General features: G+C 71.7%; 13 protein-coding genes and 1 rRNA gene. 6 read left to right on the top strand and 8 right to left on the bottom strand.

Translation table 11 applies throughout. From position 1 onward, the window contains the following. Positions 1-85 precede the first annotated feature (85 nt). Positions 86-1,045, bottom strand: coding sequence for a DUF4192 domain-containing protein (locus E1285_RS35070; protein ID WP_132158885.1), 960 nt, complete (start codon positions 1,043-1,045; stop codon positions 86-88). A gap of 190 nt (positions 1,046-1,235) precedes the next feature. Here E1285_RS35070 and E1285_RS35065 point away from each other — a divergent pair, with 190 nt between their 5' ends. Further along, positions 1,236-3,287, top strand: a complete 2,052-nt coding sequence (locus E1285_RS35065; protein ID WP_207947040.1) for an ATP-dependent DNA helicase — start codon at positions 1,236-1,238, stop codon at positions 3,285-3,287. A 12-nt stretch (positions 3,288-3,299) separates the two neighbouring features. Here the strand turns inward: E1285_RS35065 and E1285_RS35060 are convergent, their stop codons facing one another. The 3 genes from E1285_RS35060 to E1285_RS35050 form a co-directional block, all read right to left on the bottom strand. Next, on the bottom strand, positions 3,300-4,511 hold the full coding sequence (locus tag E1285_RS35060; protein WP_132158884.1) for a pyridoxal phosphate-dependent aminotransferase: 1,212 nt from the start codon (positions 4,509-4,511) through the stop codon (positions 3,300-3,302). Between the two features lie 92 nt (positions 4,512-4,603). After that, entirely contained in the window at positions 4,604-7,114 is a 2,511-nt protein-coding gene (locus tag E1285_RS35055) for an ABC transporter permease (protein ID WP_132158883.1), read from the bottom strand. Next, positions 7,111-7,893 (bottom strand): ABC transporter ATP-binding protein, encoded by a 783-nt coding sequence (locus E1285_RS35050; protein WP_132158882.1) that lies wholly within the window; start codon positions 7,891-7,893, stop codon positions 7,111-7,113. Before E1285_RS35050 ends, E1285_RS35055 begins: the two co-directional genes overlap by 4 nt. Positions 7,894-8,082: 189 nt before the next feature. Here E1285_RS35050 and E1285_RS35045 point away from each other — a divergent pair, with 189 nt between their 5' ends. The 3 genes from E1285_RS35045 to E1285_RS35035 all read left to right on the top strand — a co-directional run bounded on the left by E1285_RS35045 (position 8,083) and on the right by E1285_RS35035 (position 10,813). Continuing rightward, a complete protein-coding gene (locus E1285_RS35045; RefSeq protein ID WP_243723264.1) occupies positions 8,083-8,745 on the top strand; it encodes a TetR/AcrR family transcriptional regulator in 663 nt (220 codons plus the stop codon). 71 nt (positions 8,746-8,816) lie between these two features. Beyond that, entirely contained in the window at positions 8,817-9,815 is a 999-nt protein-coding gene (locus E1285_RS35040) for a diiron oxygenase (RefSeq protein ID WP_132158881.1), read from the top strand. 176 nt (positions 9,816-9,991) lie between these two features. Further along, on the top strand, positions 9,992-10,813 hold the full coding sequence (locus E1285_RS35035) for an SDR family oxidoreductase (protein ID WP_132158880.1): 822 nt from the start codon (positions 9,992-9,994) through the stop codon (positions 10,811-10,813). Between the two features lie 61 nt (positions 10,814-10,874). Here the strand turns inward: E1285_RS35035 and E1285_RS35030 are convergent, their stop codons facing one another. The 3 genes from E1285_RS35030 to E1285_RS35020 are packed head-to-tail and all read right to left on the bottom strand — an operon-like array spanning position 10,875 to position 15,044. Further along, positions 10,875-12,200 carry an ABC transporter substrate-binding protein gene (locus tag E1285_RS35030; RefSeq protein WP_132158879.1) on the bottom strand — a complete coding sequence of 442 codons (1,326 nt, stop codon included), beginning with the start codon at positions 12,198-12,200 and terminating at the stop codon, positions 10,875-10,877. Further along, positions 12,181-12,561: a DUF742 domain-containing protein gene (locus E1285_RS35025; RefSeq protein WP_132158878.1), complete on the bottom strand. Its 381-nt coding sequence runs from the start codon at positions 12,559-12,561 to the stop codon at positions 12,181-12,183. Before E1285_RS35025 ends, E1285_RS35030 begins: the two co-directional genes overlap by 20 nt. After that, on the bottom strand, positions 12,561-15,044 hold the full coding sequence (locus E1285_RS35020; protein WP_132158877.1) for a nitrate- and nitrite sensing domain-containing protein: 2,484 nt from the start codon (positions 15,042-15,044) through the stop codon (positions 12,561-12,563). Before E1285_RS35020 ends, E1285_RS35025 begins: the two co-directional genes overlap by 1 nt. A 252-nt stretch (positions 15,045-15,296) precedes the next feature. On the opposite strand from E1285_RS35020, the gene E1285_RS35015 reads away from it, so the two are divergent. Both E1285_RS35015 and E1285_RS35010 read left to right on the top strand, forming a co-directional pair. Then, a complete protein-coding gene (locus tag E1285_RS35015; RefSeq protein ID WP_207947039.1) occupies positions 15,297-15,803 on the top strand; it encodes a DUF523 domain-containing protein in 507 nt (168 codons plus the stop codon). A 79-nt stretch (positions 15,804-15,882) separates the two neighbouring features. After that, on the top strand, positions 15,883-16,776 hold the full coding sequence (locus E1285_RS35010; RefSeq protein ID WP_207947038.1) for a MarR family transcriptional regulator: 894 nt from the start codon (positions 15,883-15,885) through the stop codon (positions 16,774-16,776). A gap of 45 nt (positions 16,777-16,821) precedes the next feature. Here E1285_RS35010 and rrf read toward each other — a convergent pair. After that, positions 16,822-16,905, bottom strand: a 5S ribosomal RNA gene (gene rrf, locus E1285_RS35005); the annotation flags it as partial.

Genomic DNA, 16,905 nt, shown 5'->3' with positions numbered 1-16,905 from the left:
CCTCACCCCGAACACTCCCCCCCTCACAGCCGGCACCGCCGCCATGGCCGGTCCCCCGGCCACGGTCGGCAGCGCGGCGCGGGCATCAGCCGGCCTCCCGGTGCTCGTCGTAGTAGGCGGCGGCCAGTTGGTCGGGGGTCATGTGCAGGCGGACCTTCGAGGGCGGGATGCCGGCGTTGATGACCTCTCGGAGCAGGATGGCCATGGAGTAGGCGGGGTCGGCGTCCAGGGCTCTTTCCAGGGCGACGTTGGCGAGGCCGCCGTCGCCCGCGGAGTAGGCGGCGAAGGCCAGGAGGGACGCCGGGGCCGGGGCGTAGCGTTCCTCGACGCGTCGCAGGACGTCGCGCCAGAAGGCGATGTCGGCCGCCGGGGCCTCCTCGTCGATGCGTATCCAGGCCTCGTCGCGGATCCGCAGGTCGGTCAGGAGGACGCCGAGGAGGGCGATCTCGTCGTCGGCCGGGTTGGTCCGGGTGAGCAGGGCGAGGACGAAGGCCAGGTCCTCGCCGGGTGGGCGGACGGGGCGTCTCTCCGCCCGGCCGGTGGCCTCGCGCATGGCGGCGCGGACCGGGCCCGTCAGTGGCTGGACCGAGCGGACGAGTTCGGAGCGGTCGGCGAGGGCGACGTGGCCGGCATAGGTCGCCTGCGCGGCCAGGGCGGTGGCGGAGATGTCGTACGGGGTGCCGTCGGCCGGGCAGCAGTCGCCGTCGCAGGTCAGCGACCACCAGCGGCCGTCGGCGACGCGGATCGACTCGGCGGCGGGGACGTCCGCGGACTCCAGCGCCGCCCGCATGGCCGCGGCGGATTCGGCGACCTCTCCGAGCGGTCCGTAGCCGAGGACGAGGGACCGGGCGAAGCCGTTGCCGGCGAGGAGGGCCGCCACCCGCCCGGCCGCGCCGGCCGCCGGTAAATCGAGCCTGATGGCGCATGTGCCGTGCGCGCGTCCCTCGAAGCCGATCACGACGAGGCTCCGGGAGGGGTGGAAACCCAGCAGGTAGGGGACGGCTGCGATGGCGTCTTGGGCCGATCGGATCACCAGTGGTGTCATGCCTTCGACGTTGGCAGGCGGGGGACGCCGGGCGATACGGCCTTGCGAATTGTGGATAACCCGAGGTCGGCGTCGGCGCCCGGACGCTCTCCTAGGCGGGACGGGACGCGGGTGCCCGCCGGGGGCGGTAGCGTTGGGCGGCGTGCCCGCCCCTGATCTGCTGACCGGCAGCGATACGAAGATTCCGGACATGGCGACCCTCCTCGCCGCGGCCGTCACGTCCATCGGGGGCGCCGAGCGCCCGGGGCAGGTGGAGATGGCGCAGGCGGTGGAGAGCGCGATCGAGTCCGGCGAGCACGTCGCCGCGCAGGCGGGTACCGGAACCGGGAAGTCGCTCGCCTACCTGGTCCCCGCGATCCGGCACGCGGTCGAGAAGCGGGCGACGGTGGTCGTGTCGACGGCGACGATCGCCCTGCAGCGCCAGCTCGTCGACCGCGACCTGCCGCGGCTGGCGGAGACGCTCGGGCCGCTGCTCGGCACGGAGCTGAAGTTCGCGATCCTGAAGGGCCGCCGCAACTACCTGTGCCTGCACCGGGTCCAGACCGGGGTACCGGAGGAGGACGAGGGCCCGAGCCTGTTCGACCCGCAGCAGCTCTCCTCGCTCGGACGGCAGGTGAAGCGGCTGAACGAGTGGGCCGAGGAGACCGCCACCGGCGACCGCGACGAGCTGGTGCCCGGGGTGAGCGAGCAGGCGTGGCGGCAGGTGGCCGTGACCGCGAAGGAGTGCCTGGGCGCGCAGCGCTGCCCGCAGGGGACCGAGTGCTTCGCCGAGCTGGCGCGGGCCGAGGCGGGCGAGGCGCACATCGTGGTCACCAACCACGCGCTGCTGGCGATCGACGCGCTGGAGGAGTTCCAGGTCCTGCCCGAGCACGACGTGGTGATCGTGGACGAGGCGCATGAGCTGGTCGACCGGGTCACGTCGGTCGCGACCGGCGACCTGAGCGCGGCCGCGGTGGAGACCGCGGCCCGCCGGTGCGGGCGCCTCATCGAGGAGATCACCGCCGACCGGCTGAAGGAGTCCGCGGAGGGCCTCGGTCTCCTTCTGGAGGACATGCCCGCCGGGCGCATGGACGTCCTGTCGCCCGCTCTGGGCAACACCCTCGCTGTGGTGCGCGACGCCGCACACGCCTGCATCACCGCGCTCGGGCCAGAGAGGAAGGACTCCGACCCGGGCGACATGGCCGCGCGCAAGGCGGCACGGTCGTCGCTCGAAGAGCTGCATGACACGGCCGTGCGGACGCTGGAGGCGTTCCAGCCCGAGATGGCTCAGCGCTTCGACGTGGTGTGGCTGGAGAAGCCGTTCGTCCAGGAAGGGCGGCCCAAGCGTCCGCCGTCGCTGCACGTCGCGCCGATCGGTGTCGGCGGCCTGCTGCGGACGACGCTGTTCGAGCAGCGCACGGCGATCCTCACGTCGGCGACGCTGACGCTGGGCGGGTCGTTCGAGCCGCTCGCGCGCCAGTGGGGGCTGCCGCCGCTGGGCGAGAGCGCGCCGAAGGACGCCAGAACCGCGGCCGAGGGGCTCGCCCAGACCGCGACCGAGGAGGGCGGGGAGTCCGAGGTCACGTGGTCCGGGCTGGACGTCGGCTCACCGTTCGACCACCCCAAGGCGGGCATCCTGTACGTCGCGCGTCACCTGCCGCAGCCGGGACGGGACGGTCTCGCCGACGCCTACCTGACGGAGATCACCGAGTTGATCGAGGCGGCGGGCGGCCGGACCCTCGGGCTGTTCTCCTCGATGCGGGCCGCCCGGCAGGCCACCGACGAGCTGAAGGACCATCTGTCCCATCCGCTGCTGTGCCAGGGCGACGACTCCACGTCCCTGCTGGTCAAGCAGTTCGCCGAGGACGAGCGGACCTGCCTGTTCGGCACCCTGTCGCTGTGGCAGGGCGTGGACGTCCCCGGCCCCTCGCTGCAGCTCGTCATCATGGACCGCATCCCGTTCCCGCGTCCGGACGACCCCGTGTCGTCGGCGCGGTCGCGGGCGGTGGCGGCGCGCGGCGGCAACGGCTTCATGGCGGTCGCGGCGACGCACGCCGCGCTGCTGCTGGCCCAGGGAGCCGGACGCCTGCTGCGTTCCATGGACGACCGCGGCGTGGTGGCCGTCCTCGACCCGCGCCTCGCCACGGCGCGCTACGGCGGCTTCCTCAAGAACTCGCTGCCGCCGTTCTGGGCCACCACCGACCCGGACATCGTCCGCGGCGCCCTCCGCCGCCTCGACAGCGCCGCGGCCGGCCCGTCCTAGCGGCGGCAGGTCCTAGCGGCGGTAGGCCTGGAGGAACTCGCCGATCCGGCCGATGGCCTCCTCGAGGTCGTCGGCGTACTGGAGGGTGACGACGCGGAAGTGGTCGGTGGACGGCCAGTTGAAGCCGGTCCCCTGCACGACGAGGAGCTTCTGCTGTTCGAGGAGGTCGAGGGAGAAGCGCATGTCGTCCTCGATCGGGTACATCCCGGGGTCGAGGCGCGGGAAGACGTACAGGGCGCCCATGGGACGGACGCAGCTCACGCCCGGCAGGTCGTTCAGGAGCTTCCACGCGCGGTCGCGCTGCTCGCCGAGGCGGCCCGTCGGCAGGACGAGGTCGTCGATGCTCTGGTAGCCGCCGAGCGCGGCCTGGATGGCGTGCTGGCCGGGGACGTTGGGGCAGAGCCGCATGTTGGCGAGGATGTCGATGCCCTCGATGTAGGAGTCGGCGTGCTCCTTGGGGCCTGACAGCGCGACCCACCCGGCGCGGAACCCGGCGACGCGGTAGTTCTTGGACAGGCCCCCGAACGTGAGGCACAGCAGGTCCGAGGCCAGCGACGCGATCGGGACGTGCTCGGCCTCGTCGTAGAGGATCCGGTCGTAGATCTCGTCCGCGAAGATGATGAGGTTGCGGCGGCGGGCGACCTCGACGATGCGGGTGAGCACCTCGCGCGAGTAGACGGCGCCGGTCGGGTTGTTCGGGTTGATGATGACGATCGCCCGGGTCCGGTCGCCGATCTTGGCTTCGATGTCGTCGAGGCTCGGCTCCCAGCCGGCGTCCTCGTCGCACAGGTAGTGGACGGGCGTCCCGCCGCACAGGGACACCGACGCCGTCCACAGCGGGTAGTCGGGGGCGGGGATCAGGACCTCGTCGCCGTCGTTGAGCAGGGCCTGCAGGGTCATCACGATCAGCTCGGAGACGCCGTTGCCGAGGTAGACGTCCTCCACGTCGACGCCCGGGACGCCGTCGTCCTCCAGGCGCTGCACGATGGCGCGGCGCGCGGGCAGGATGCCCTTGGAGTCGCTGTAGCCGTGCGCCTCCGGCAGGTTGCGGATCATGTCGTGGAGGAGTTCGGGCGGGGCCTCGAACCCGAACGGGGCCGGGTTGCCGATGTGCAGCTTGAGGATGTTGTTCCCCTCGGCCTCCAGCTGCTTGGCGCGCTTGAGCACCGGCCCGCGGATGTCGTAACAGACGTTGGTGAGCTTGCCCGACTGGTTGACCTGCATGGTCAAACCATATCCGCGGCCGTTCCCGCGAATCTCCAGGAACCGCAAAGGCCCGTCCCCCCGCGGCGCCGCGGAGGGACGGGTCGGCGGCCTCACGGTGCGGCGATGGAGGACAGGATCGCCTGCCGCGCCGCACGGCGGGCCGGGCGGATCGCGGCGAGCGCGCCCGCCACGGCGCCGGTCACCGCGATCGCGGCCAGCTGGACGACGGGCGGCGCGAAGGGGTTGCCGAGGGCGCCGCCGAGGCCCCAGCCGAGGAACAGGCCGAGCCCGATCCCGCCGACCGTGCCGAACAGCGCGACGATCACCGACTCCCAGCGGACCATGGACCGGACCTGCGGCCGGGTGGCGCCGACGGCGCGCAGCAGCCCGAGTTCGCGGGTCCGCTCGTGGACGGCCAGCGACAGGGTGTTGGTGATGCCGAGCAGCGCGATGACGACGGCGAGGATCAGCATCCCGTACACGACGGTGATGAAGCCCTGCTGCTCCTCGGTCTGGGCCGCGACGAAGTCGTCCCGTGTCTGCACCTCCGGCGCGCCGTACGGCTTGCCCAGTTCGGTCAGCGCCCGTGCCGCCGCGGCGCTGGACTCGCCGGGCCGCAGTTCGACGAACGCCCGGTTGTCGAGCGACTGCCTGGTGTGCGAGTCCCACACGGTGCGCGGCACGAGGTAGTCGCCGGTCATGTCGGTGTTGCCGTAGACGGCGCCGACGGTGAGCCGCTGCGAGGCGCCGTCGGCGAACGTGACGCCCACCTGGGAGCCGGTGCGCCAGCCGTTCTCGTCGGCGACGCTCTCCGACACCGCGAACGTCCCGGCGTCCGACAGGCTCCCCTGCGTGACGTCCAGGTCGAGGACGCGGTTCAGGGCGGGCGGGTCGGCCACGCTGACGGTCGACGGGGCGCCGTCCACCCGCAGGCTGCCGCTGCCGACTCCGGCGATCTGGCTGACCTGCGGGAGCTTCGCGGCGTCCTGAACGTACCGGGTGCTGATCCCGCCGGTCTCGTTGCTGCCGGCGTTGACGACGATCGGTCCCTTGAACGACCCGGCGACGCTGTTCTCCAGGGACGCGCCCAGCGACCCGATGAACACCGTCATCAGCGTGACGACCCCGACGCCGATCATCAGCGCGGTCGCCGCGCCCGCCGTGCGCTGCGGGCTCCGGGACGCGTTGTCGCGGGCGAGGGCGCCGGGGACGCCGCGCAGCCGGGCCGCGGCGCCGCCGACGATCGCGGCCACGGGACGGGCGGCCGCCGGGCCGAGCACGACCATCGCGACCACGCCCAGGAGCGCGCCCGCGCCCGCCAGCATCATCTGCTCGGCGGTCGCGCCGAACGCGACGGCGCCGACCGAGACGGCGGCGAGGACGCCGCCGACGATCACGCGGGTGTCGGACGTGCGGGGCGCCTCGGCGGCGACCTCGCGCAGCGCGGCCAGCGGCGCCACCCGGGACGCCTTCACCGCGGGGCCGAGCGCCGCGACCAGCGTGACCAGCAGCCCCACCGGCACCGCGATCAGCAGGGTGGTCGCGGACACCGTGAGGCCTTCCATCGCGATGCCGATCCGGAACTGCGTGAACAGCTGCCGGAGCAGTTCGGCGAACCCCATCCCGCCGGCGAGCCCGGCGAGGGTGGCGGCGCCGCCGATCACCAGGGCCTCGAAGCCGACGATCGCGATGACCTGCCGGCGTCCGGCGCCGAGCGCGCGCAGCAGCGCCGACTCGCGGGTCCGCTGCGCCATCGTGATCGCGAACGTGTTGTGGATGCTGAACGCCGCGACGAGCAGCGCGACCGCGCCGAACGCGCCGAGGACGGTGCGGAAGATGGTGAGGAATCCGCTCTCGACCTCGCTCATGCCCTCCTCGACCTGCGCCTCGTTCGTGACGGCCTCGGTCCCGGCGGGCAGGACGTTCTGCACGCGGGAGGCCACCTCGTCCGGGCCGGCGCCGTCGTCCGCGCTGATGGAGACGCCGCTGATGCGGTCGGGTGTCTTCGCGATGTGCTCGCGGGCGCCTTCGAGGGTGAACGCCGTGAACGACGTCTCGCCGAACGCCTCCTCGTCACCGAACATGCTGATGCCGACGACGGTCACGGGGATCCGTTCGGGGGTGAGCACCGCCGTCCGGTCGCCGACGCTCAGGCCGCCCTCGTCGGCGAACATCTTGTTGATGACGACCTCGTCCGGCGCGCGGGGCGCACGGCCTTGCGCGAGCCGGTACGGGTTGAGCTTCGGGTCGGTGATCCAGTTGCCGGCCGTGCGGGGGCCGCGCGTCTGGATGGTCGTGCCGTCCTTGGTGAGCAGCTGCCCCGAGCCCTCGATGACCGGTTCGGCCTTCGCGACGCCGTCCACCTGCCGGACCTTGCCGAGGACCGACGCGTCGATCTGTCCCCGGGAACCCCAGGGCTGGTCGCTGACCTTCGTCGAGTTCCGCACGCTGACGTCGGTCTTGCCGTAGGCGTTGGCGTAGTACCCGTCGATGCTTCCCGCGAGGGTGTCGCCGAGCACGAGCGTTCCCGTCAGGAACGTCACGCCGAGGAAGACGGCCACCAGGGAGCCGGCCATCCGGCGCTTGCGTCCCCACAGTTCCTTGAAGACGAGCCTTATCATCGGTGGTCCCCCAGTCCTCGCATGCGGTCCAGCACCCGGTCGGGTGTGGGCGCGTCCATGACGTCGACGATCCGGCCGTCGGCGAGGAACACCACCGAGTCGGCGTGTCCCGCGGCGACCGGGTCGTGGGTGACCATCGCGACCGTCTGGCCGAGGTCGTCCACGGCGTTGCGGAGCAGTTCCAGTACCTCGGCGCCGGTGCGGGAGTCGAGGTTGCCGGTCGGCTCGTCCGCGAACACGATCTGCGGGCGGGTGGCGAGCGCGCGGGCCAGCGCCACCCGCTGCTGCTGCCCTCCGGACAGCTCGGAGGGGCGGTGCGAGAGCCGGTCGCCCAGCTTCAGGATCCGGATGACCGTGTCCAGCCACTCCTGGTCGGGGCCCGTGCCGGCCAGCGTCATCGGCAGGAGGATGTTGTCGCGCGCGGTCAGCGTCGGGAGCAGGTTGAACGCCTGGAACACGAACCCGATCCGCTCGCGGCGGAGCCGGGTCAGGCGCCGGTCCGACAGGATCCCGAGTTCCTGGTCGCCGACGTAGACCTTGCCGGACGTCGCGTCCTCCAGCCCTGCCACGCAGTGCATCAGCGTGGACTTGCCGGCGCCGGACGGACCCATGATCGCGGTGAACCGGCCCTCGGGGAGCACCACGCTGACCTCGTCGAGCGCGCGCACCGCCATGTCACCGGACCCGTACACCTTGGTGAGGTGGACCGTGCGGGCACCGCCCCGCGCGGTTCCGGGGTCCTGGTCGCTCGTTCGCCTTGCCTCTGCTGTGTTTCCCATGCCGGGATCGTGGCGGCATGGCATGGTGCCGGTCGTCGGGCCAGGAGAGGCACCGTGACTGCTCCCCGCGGTGCAGTGCGGGGCCCTCGCCTACGCCGGAGGCGGTAGTTCGACCCGTTGTCCAACTGTGATGCGCCCAACATACATGCAGGCTTGATTGCTTGTTTGTCGCCTCGTACCGTCTGAGACGTGTCAGTAAGCAGCCGCCGACGCCACAGGCGCGGCCCCTCCAGCCGCCGCACCCAGGAGGAACGCCGGTCGCGCACGCAGGCCAGCCTCCTGGAGGCCACCATGGAATGCCTGGTGGACCTCGGCTGGTCGGGGACGTCCACCACGGAGGTCGCCCGCCGCGCCGGCGTCTCGCGCGGGGCGCAGCAGCACCACTACCCGACCAAGATGGTGCTCGTCGCCGCCGCCCTGGAGCACCTGCTGGAAGCCCAGCGCCTGGCGTACGAAACCGCGTTCGCCGTCCTGCCGGCCGAACGCCGCAACGTCTCGGGCGCCCTCGACCTGCTGTGGGAGGTGTTCCGCGGCCGTCCGGCCAAGGCCCTCATGGAACTGGCCGTGGCGGCTCGCACCGACGACGAGCTGCGTCCCCTGTGCCTCGACATGAACGAGCGGATCCTCCAGGTCATCGTGGAGACCTTCGAGCGGCTGTTCCCGCAGAACACGCTGCCCCCCGACTTCGTCTCGACGACGCTGCGCACCGTGTTCGCGATGCTCGTCGGGCTGTCCATACAGAACGCGCTGGACGACGACGCCGACGGCCACCAGGCCGCCGTGCTGCGCCAGGTCAAGGACGTCGCGCAGCTGATCGTCCCCGAGCAGGGGATCCCCACCCCCAAGCCCTGAACCAACCCCGACATCACGCCTGCACCCCCGTCGGCCCCGTCCGACAGCACCACCCCGAGGGAGCGACAGACATGCCTAAAGCCCCCACCGAGCTCGCCGACGAGGTCCGCGAGCAGGTCAAGGACAAGAAGTCGTACCTGGGCGTCATCGACCGCCTGAACAAGGCGTCGGTCGAGAAGCACTGGGAGGCCTACGCCGACATCCCGTGGGACGACCCGGAGTTCAAGGTCGACAAGAACGACCCGCGCTGGGTGCTGCCGCCGTTCGACCGGCTCGGCGAGACGGAGTGGTACCAGTCGCAGCCGCCGGAGATCCAGGCGCAGATCGGGCTCTGGCGCGTCGCCACCGCGATGAAGATCGGCCTGCAGTTCGAGAACCTGCTGAAGCGCGGGCTGCTCAACTACGCCTACCGGCTGCCGAACGGCCGGCCCGAGTTCCGGTACGTCTACCACGAGACGACCGAGGAATGTCACCACGGGATGATGTTCCAGGAGTTCGTGAACCGGACGAAGATGCCGATCCGCGGCATGCCGCGTTCGCTCAGCCTCATCGCGCAGGCCGCACCGTGGATCCCGCTGGTCAGTACCGAGATGTTCTTCGTGTTCGTGCTCGGCGGCGAGGACCCGATCGACTACGTCCAGCGCAAGTCCCTCAAGGGCGGGCACATCAAGCACCCGCTCGAAGAGACCATCATGAAGATCCACATCGCGGAGGAGGCCCGGCACATCTCGTTCGCCCGGCACTACCTCAAGCACCGGGTGCCGAACATGCACCCGATGCGCCGCAGGATCCTCGGCCTCGCCACCCCGGTCGTCCTCGGCGTGATGGCGCGGATCATGCTCTCCCCGCCCGGTCCGATGGTGCGCCACTTCGACATCCCGAAGGACGTCGTCCGGCAGGCGTACAAGAACGAGGCGGCGCAGGCGGAGATCTCCAACTCCGTCGGCAAGATCCGCGACCTGATGGCCGAGCTGGGCGTGATCAGCACGGTCGGCAAGCAGCTCTGGAAGGCGCTCGGCATCTGGGACGAGCCGAAGCAGCGCCGCACCGTCGAAACCTCCAGGTCCTGAGTCCCGTTTTGTGGGCGGACCGTGTACCGGAACAGTCCACGAACCCGTAGATTTCCCCGACCAACGTCATCCCGCCAGCCGCCGCCGCTCCGGCCCCCCGGGCCCCGATCCGCGGTCACGGCGTCCAGCACCCCGGCGTCCAGCACGCCGGCACCGAGAACCGAGCGGAGCGCGCAATGAGCATCGCGATCGTGACCGGAGGCGCATCCGGCATCGGCCGTGCGATCGCCACGTCCCTGGTGGCGCGCGGCGACACCGTCGTGGTCACCGACATCGACACCGGCGGCGCCGCGCGGGTCGCCGACAAGCTCAACACCCTCGGGAAGGGCAAGGCGACCTCCGCGCACCTCGACGTCACCGACGCCGACGCCGTCAGCGACCTGTACAAGGGCGTGAAGGGCGACCACGGGCGGCTGGACCTGGTGTTCAACAACGCCGGGATCGCGATCGGGGGCCTGGCCGAGGAACTGACCCTCGACCACTGGAACCGCGCCATCGACATCAACCTCAAGGGCGTCGTGCACGGCGTCCACGCCGCGTACCCGATCATGCTGGAGCAGGGCCGCGGCCACATCGTCAACACCGCCTCGCTCGCCGGCCTCGTCCCGATGCCGATCGGCATCCCCTACACCGCGACGAAGCACGCCGTCGTGGGCCTGTCCCTCGGCCTGCGCGCCGAGGCCGCCGGACGCGGCGTCAAGGTCAGCGTCGTGTGCCCGAGCTTCGTGGACACCCCGCTGCTCCACAACGTCAACCCCGACCTGCCGGAGACGGCGCTCAGCGGCGACGCCACCGGCGACATCGCCAAGGCGTCGCCGGGCCTCTACACGGCGGAGAAACTGGCCCGCGACATCATGCGCGGCGTCGGCAAGAACCAGGCACTCATCGTCGCCCCCGCCCACGGACGCGCGGCCTGGCGCGGCGTCCGCCTCAACCCGGGCCTGGCCGTGCGGGTCGCGCAGATCGGCGTGGACCGGATCCGCGGCGGCAAGGGCTGAGCCCGGCCGGGCGGGCGGCCGGGCGTCACGGGCGGCCGTGACGCCCGGCCGTCACGGGCGTTCAGCGCGGGTTGTAGCAGGGCACCCGCAGCCGGTGGCCCTTGGCCGTGCGCCCGGCGAAGAAGTCGGTGATCACCCTCATCCCGGTGAACTGCCGCTCGTCGGGACGGGCCACGACCGACTCGCGGTAGGCCGCCGTGTCCGGGGTACCGGAGAAGTCCCCCGCGTACGCGGGGAGCATCCCCTCGTAGTCGACCCTGGTGATCTCCCCGAGCGCCTCGTACACGCCCTGGCGGGTCAGGTCGTCGTTCTTCGCCGCCTCCTCCAGCACGGCCTTGAGCGCGTACGACGTGATCCAGCCGCTGGCGTAGGCATTGTCCGGGTCCACGCGGCCGAACGTCTCGGCGAGCGCCTGCCGCATCGCGGTGTGCCCCGGCGAGTCGGACGCGTACGGCTTCCAAGGCGCGACGTACCAGAACCGTTCCTTCATCACCGGGAACGACGGCGACTCAAGCATCCCCTTGCCCCAGGTCGGGTTGCTGCCCATGAACCGGCCCTCGAACCCGCCCTCGACCGCCCCGGTGACGATGGCCGCGGCCTCGGCCGGGCCGGTGGTCAGCAGCACCACGTCGGGTTCGTGCTCCAGCACGGCCTTGACCGCCGTGCCCTGCGCCTCCGCACCCTGCAAGGTCGGGACCTGCGAGTACGGGATGCCGCGGTTCGCGGCGGCGGCCTTCGCGCCCGCCGCCGCGTCCTCGCCGTAGTCCCCGGGGAAGTAGATCGCCATCGCGCTCTCCGCCTCCAGGTTGTCGGCGGCGTAGTCGATGGCGTTCATCGCCTCGAAGCAGTACGACGCACCCGCCTCCAGGACGACCTCCTCGAACTCCCACTTGGACGGGTACGAACCGGGCACGGCGATCGTCCGGCTGGACCGCAGGTCCGCCAGGATCGCCTCGGTGGTCGGCGACCCCAGGCTCTGCGCCAGCGCCAGCACCTTGCCCTTCATCTCCAGGTAGGCGCGGCGGTGCCTGCCCGGGTCGTACCCGTTGTCGCGGACATAGGTGCGGGCGTCGACGTCGTACCCGCCGATGCCGCCCTGCCGGTTGACCCGGTCCCAGAACGCCTGCTGCGCCTGCGTCACCGGGACGCCCAGGATCTTGAACGTGCTGCTGAAGTCGGAAATGATCCCCAGGTAGATGCAGCCGTGCCCCTTGTTCACGGGCTTGGGGCAGGGCGCCTCAGTGACGCCCGGGGCGCCGGCGGCGGGGCGTTCGCCGCCCGAGCCGCCGCAGCCGGCCGCGGCCATCGCCAGCAGCACCGCCGCGGCCAGGAGTGCTTTGCCCCGCGCCCGGTACGGACGCGGCCGGTCAGAGCGCACGGAGACCATTGATCACTTCCCTGAGAATGCTCGCGTCGGGCCTGCCCGACCTGGCGGCCGGGGTCAGGACCTCGACAAGTCCGCGCTCCAGCAGATCGCCCAGCAGCACCCGGACCACCCCCACCGGCAGCGCCAGGTCCGCAACGAGGTCGGCCACCGACCTCGGGTTCAGGCAGGACTGCAAGATCAGCTCGTCCTCGGGCCCGAGCAGCACCGCGGCCGTCACCGGGACCTCGGCCGTCACCACCACCGTGATGAGGTCGAGCTCGCCGCCGCGCTGCCGGGTGCGGCCCCTCGCCACCGCGAACGGCCGCACGACCGGACCCGCGTCCTCGTCGACCCAGATGTCCTCGGGGTCACCGGCGGGCATCAAGCACCACCGGGGCCCCGTCCCCCGGGACCGCCGCCGCGGGAATCGTCATCGCGGGGGCGGTCATCGCGGGGATCGTCATCGGCCCAGCCGGTCCAGTGCCGGCCTGTCTCGTGCGGGCCGGAGCCGCCTTCGGTGAAGGCGATGTTCCCGCCGTCCGCGCTGTCTTCGGTGTTCTCGGTGGCCGCACTCTCCGCGCGGCCGCGGCGCAAGCCCCGCTGCATCGTCGACATCAGGTCGCGGGCCGCCTCCGGCGAACGCCCGACGTCCGCACCGGCCTCCTCCTGCTCCGGCCGCGCCCGCAGCTGCGGCGCGAGACCGGCCTGACGGCGCCGCACGGGCAGAGGGAACTCACCCGACGTCGACCCTGTCGCCGGCGCTGCCGCCCGCACGGCCGAGTCCGCATGCACGACCGTGCCGGTCGGCTCGGGGGGCCGAGGCCGCAGGTCCCGCTCGGCCGTCCCGTGGACGCCCGGGACGGCCTGCAACCCGGCCCGAGGTCCGGCCACGCTCTCGGGCGGGCGGCTCGACCCCGCCTCCACCACCAGCTCCTCCGGAACCAGCGCGATGGCGATCAGGCCCCCGTAAGGGGAGCGCCGTAGCGTCACCTGGATCCCGTGCCGGGCCGCGAGCCGGGCGACCACGAACAGCCCGAGCCGGGCGCTGTCGTCAAGGTCCGGCTCGGGATCGGTGGCCAGCAGCCGGTTGGCCTCCGCCAGGAGGGACGGATCGATGCCGAGCCCGCGGTCCTCGACCTCCAGCGCGAAGCCGCGCGCGACCTTCTGCCCGGTCACCCGGATGGAACTGTCGGGCGGGGAGAACGTCGCCGCGTTCTCGATCAGCTCGGCCAGCAGGTGAATGGTGTCGGCGACGGCCGGGCCCCTCAGCGCGGCACGGCCCATGGGCACCACATCGACCCGGGCGTAGTCCTCGACCTCCGACACCGCCGCACGCGCCACGTCCACCAGCAGGACCGGGTTACGCCAGCTGCGCCCGGACGGCCGCCCGGAAAGGATCACCAGGCCCTCGGCGTGCCGCCGCATCCGGGTGGCCAGCGAGTCCAGCTCGAACAGCCGCTGCAGCTCGTCGGGATCCTCGGTGCCGCGCTGCATCCCCTCCAGCATCCGCAGGAGCCGCTGCACCAGCGACTGGTTGCGGCGGGCCAGCGTCACGAACACCTCGTTCAGCCGCTTGTGCGCGGCCGCCTCTCCCTCGGCGGCCCGCACGACCGCACGGCGGGCCTCGGCGAACGCCCGGTCGATCTGCTCGATCTCGGCCACCCGGAACGCCTCGTCCCCCGCGTCCCCGGTCTCGTCGGGCACCCGCTCGCCGCGCCGGGCCCGCTCGCTGATCTCCGGCAGCCGGCGGTGCGCGAACGCGGTCACGCTCGCGGCCATCCCGCGGCATTCCACGATCAGCCGGTGGCCGGACCGGATCGCGACCAGGACGGCCACCACGACCGCGAGCAGCCCGAGCCCGCCCGTGATGCCGAGCCGCAGCAGCACCGCGTTCGCCTCGTCCCTGGCCTGCGTGGTGTTGGCGGAACGGATCGTGTTGGAGAACTCGGCCAGCCGCCAGTCGACGGCTTCGGTGGAGGTGTGCCATGCACCGATGTCGACGGCCGGCCGCTCCTCGGTGGCGCCGTCCCGCATCAGCCGGTCTTCCAGCTCCTTGAACCTGGTGAACTGCGGGCCGGACACGATCTCGTCGTAGCGGGCCCGTTCGGCCGGCGGAAGCCTGCGGGACGCGTCCCCGTACAGGAACCGGTGCGTCCCGGCGAACCGGACCAGCTGAAGGTGCTCCTCCTCGCTCAGCGACCCCGCCGCCAGCGCGCCGGTGACGAGCGCGTCCTCGCGGGCCAGGTTCTCCCTGGCGCGTTCCAGCGTCCGCAGGACCTGGTCGGCACGGACCAGCGTCGGCTCCACCGAATGGACCTCGTCGTAGACCTCCGCGGCCAGCTCGATGTACTCGGTGTACCGGCCGAGCGCCTGGGCGCGGTTCAGCGTCCGCGCGTCCACCGCCTGGCGCAGCACCCCCAGCCCGCGCAGCGCGTCCGCCAGCCGGGCCATCCGCTCCCTGGTCTCGGGACGGGTGGCTCCCGCGATCGCGTCGTCGGCCACCGCACCGCGGAACAGGTCGCGGGCGCGGTCGGTCTCGGCACGCTGCGCGTCGAACCCGGACCGCCCGATGGTGGCGTCGTCGCCCAGGTACGACAGCGACATGCGACGCTCGTCCTGGAGCGCGGCGATCACCTGGTCGGTCGGTTCGAGCACCTTCTCGGTGAACGTGCGCGCGCGGGACTGGCGCAGGCTGTCGTCCAGCGACTGCGCCGCCGCGAAAGCCCACAGGGCGATCAGGGCGGTGACCGGAAGGATCAGCAGGACGACGATCCTCGACTTGACCGACCTCGTCCTGACGGGCCTGGCCCTGGCCCGTTTCGCCTTCCCCGGCCCCGTTCTGGCCATCCTGGTGCGCCCGGCCATCAGGTCCTCGCACCGGCGGCACGGACAGCGCGCATGGCGTCCCTCGCGTTTCCTTGTGACCCACCTCACGTCAGATGGCGCAAACGGTACTGCATCGCCCGAGACGTTTCGGGCAGACGTCTCACCACCGCCGATCGTTACTCGTGCGTTACGAAGCGGTCAGCTGTTCAGCGTCGAAACTCACCTCGGCACATGGACCAAGGGTGCTCGTCCACCGCGGGGCGTGGAGCAAGCCCACATAGGCTGGATGACGTGGAACGCATACTGGTCAGCTCGTGCCTGCTGGGGCGACCCGTCCGCTACGACGGCGCGGCCAAGCCGGTGGCCGGCGACCTCTTCGAGCGTTGGCGGGCCGAGGGCCGCCTCGTCCCGTTCTGCCCCGAGGTGGCGGGCGGCCTGGCCGTCCCCCGCCCTGCCGCCGAGATCGTCGGCGGCGACGGTCACGCCGTCCTCGAAGGGACGGCCCAGGTCCGTACCGAAGCGGGCGAGGACGTGACCGCCGAGTTCCTGCGCGGCGCCCGCCTGGCCCTCGACGCCGCCCGGCGCTCCCGCGCCCGTATCGCCCTCCTCAAGGAGAGCAGCCCCTCCTGCGGAGGCAAACGCGTCTACGACGGCACATTCACGGGGACGCCCGTCGCAGGGGCCGGCGTGACGACCGCACTCCTCGAACGCGCAGGCATCCGGATCTTCAGCGAAAACGACCTGGCCGCCGTGGACACACTCCTGCAGAACCTGGAGACCCCCACGAACGAGCCGTAACTCTCAGGTACCGCCACCGGCGCACTCTCCACAGCGGCTAATAGTTTCCATGGCTACTATGTCCATATACAGTATCACCATGACGCTGGACGACGCCGCTACGGGGCGGCTGCTGTGGCAGGTCACCACCCGTTGGCGGGCCGCGGTCGACCGCGCCGTCGCACCACTCGGTCTCACGCACGCCCAGTACACACTGCTCGGATCGCTGTACGGCCTCTCGCGATCGGGCACCCGGCCCAGCCAGCGCGAGCTCGCGGACTTCGCCGGGCTCGAACCCATCTATGTCTCCAAGCTCATCCGCGCACTCGAAGGCGCCGGGATGGTCGTCCGGAGCGAACATCCGTCCGACCCGCGGGCCCTCCAGCTCACCCTCACCGACAAGGGCACAGCGGTCATCAGGGAGGCCGTGACCGTCGTCCACGCCCTCCAGGACGAACTCACCGCGCCGATCGGCGGCACCGCCGGACCACGCAACCGCGAACTCATACACACCCTGCGAGCTCTGCTGAACCCCTCCGACGGGAGTGACCTCATGACCGAGTCGCCCACACTCACCGGACAGGACATCTCCGAGGCGCACGGCGCCGTCCGCAAGCTGCACGAACACATCCTGCACAGCACGGGCAGCTCTTCGAATCAGCACATCACCCTGCGCGTGGTGGCCATCCGCGGCCCGTGGAGCACCCGCACCGCACTACGCGACCACCTCTGCGACCAGCCCCAGCTCGGCCTCGACGAGCCGGCCGCCAACCAGCTTCTCGACGACCTGGAAGATCAAGAATTGATCACCCGCACCACCCCGGTGGCCCTTACCGCCCGGGGCGAAGACCTGCACACCCGACTGGCGACCGCGGTCCAGGGCACCGCCGCGCGGCTCTATCAAGATCTCACCCCAGCCGAACTGGCCGTCGCTCATCGCGTCCTGGCGAAAGTCACCGAACGAGCCGACCACCTAAGCCAAGAGCAGAAATGAGAAAAGGGCCCCGCCGGTGTCGGCGGGGCCCTTTCCATAATACGAGTCCGGCGGTGTCCTACTCTCCCACACAGTCTCCCGTGCAGTACCATCGGCGCTGAAGGGCTTAACTTCCGGGTTCGGGATGGG

Origin of the sequence: Actinomadura sp. 7K507 (assembly GCF_004348425.1) — a bacterium.
Classification (GTDB): domain Bacteria; phylum Actinomycetota; class Actinomycetes; order Streptosporangiales; family Streptosporangiaceae; genus Spirillospora.
The sequence above is the reverse complement of the archived record's forward strand: the minus strand, read 5'-3'. Positions and strand labels throughout refer to the sequence as shown.

Excerpts from the sequence above, each read along its gene's own strand:
- E1285_RS35070 (WP_132158885.1), bottom strand. The coding sequence starts at position 1,045 with ATGACACCACTGGTGATCCGATCGGCCCAAGACGCCATCGCAGCCGTC.
- E1285_RS35020 (WP_132158877.1), bottom strand. The coding sequence starts at position 15,044 with ATGGCCGGGCGCACCAGGATGGCCAGAACGGGGCCGGGGAAGGCGAAA.
- E1285_RS35030 (WP_132158879.1), bottom strand. The coding sequence starts at position 12,200 with ATGGTCTCCGTGCGCTCTGACCGGCCGCGTCCGTACCGGGCGCGGGGC.
- E1285_RS35025 (WP_132158878.1), bottom strand. The coding sequence starts at position 12,561 with ATGCCCGCCGGTGACCCCGAGGACATCTGGGTCGACGAGGACGCGGGT.
- E1285_RS35050 (WP_132158882.1), bottom strand. The coding sequence starts at position 7,893 with ATGGGAAACACAGCAGAGGCAAGGCGAACGAGCGACCAGGACCCCGGA.
- E1285_RS35060 (WP_132158884.1), bottom strand. The coding sequence starts at position 4,511 with ATGCAGGTCAACCAGTCGGGCAAGCTCACCAACGTCTGTTACGACATC.
- E1285_RS35035 (WP_132158880.1), top strand. The coding sequence starts at position 9,992 with ATGAGCATCGCGATCGTGACCGGAGGCGCATCCGGCATCGGCCGTGCG.
- E1285_RS35010 (WP_207947038.1), top strand. The coding sequence starts at position 15,883 with ATGACGCTGGACGACGCCGCTACGGGGCGGCTGCTGTGGCAGGTCACC.
- E1285_RS35040 (WP_132158881.1), top strand. The coding sequence starts at position 8,817 with ATGCCTAAAGCCCCCACCGAGCTCGCCGACGAGGTCCGCGAGCAGGTC.
- E1285_RS35055 (WP_132158883.1), bottom strand. The coding sequence starts at position 7,114 with ATGATAAGGCTCGTCTTCAAGGAACTGTGGGGACGCAAGCGCCGGATG.
- E1285_RS35065 (WP_207947040.1), top strand. The coding sequence starts at position 1,236 with ATGGCGACCCTCCTCGCCGCGGCCGTCACGTCCATCGGGGGCGCCGAG.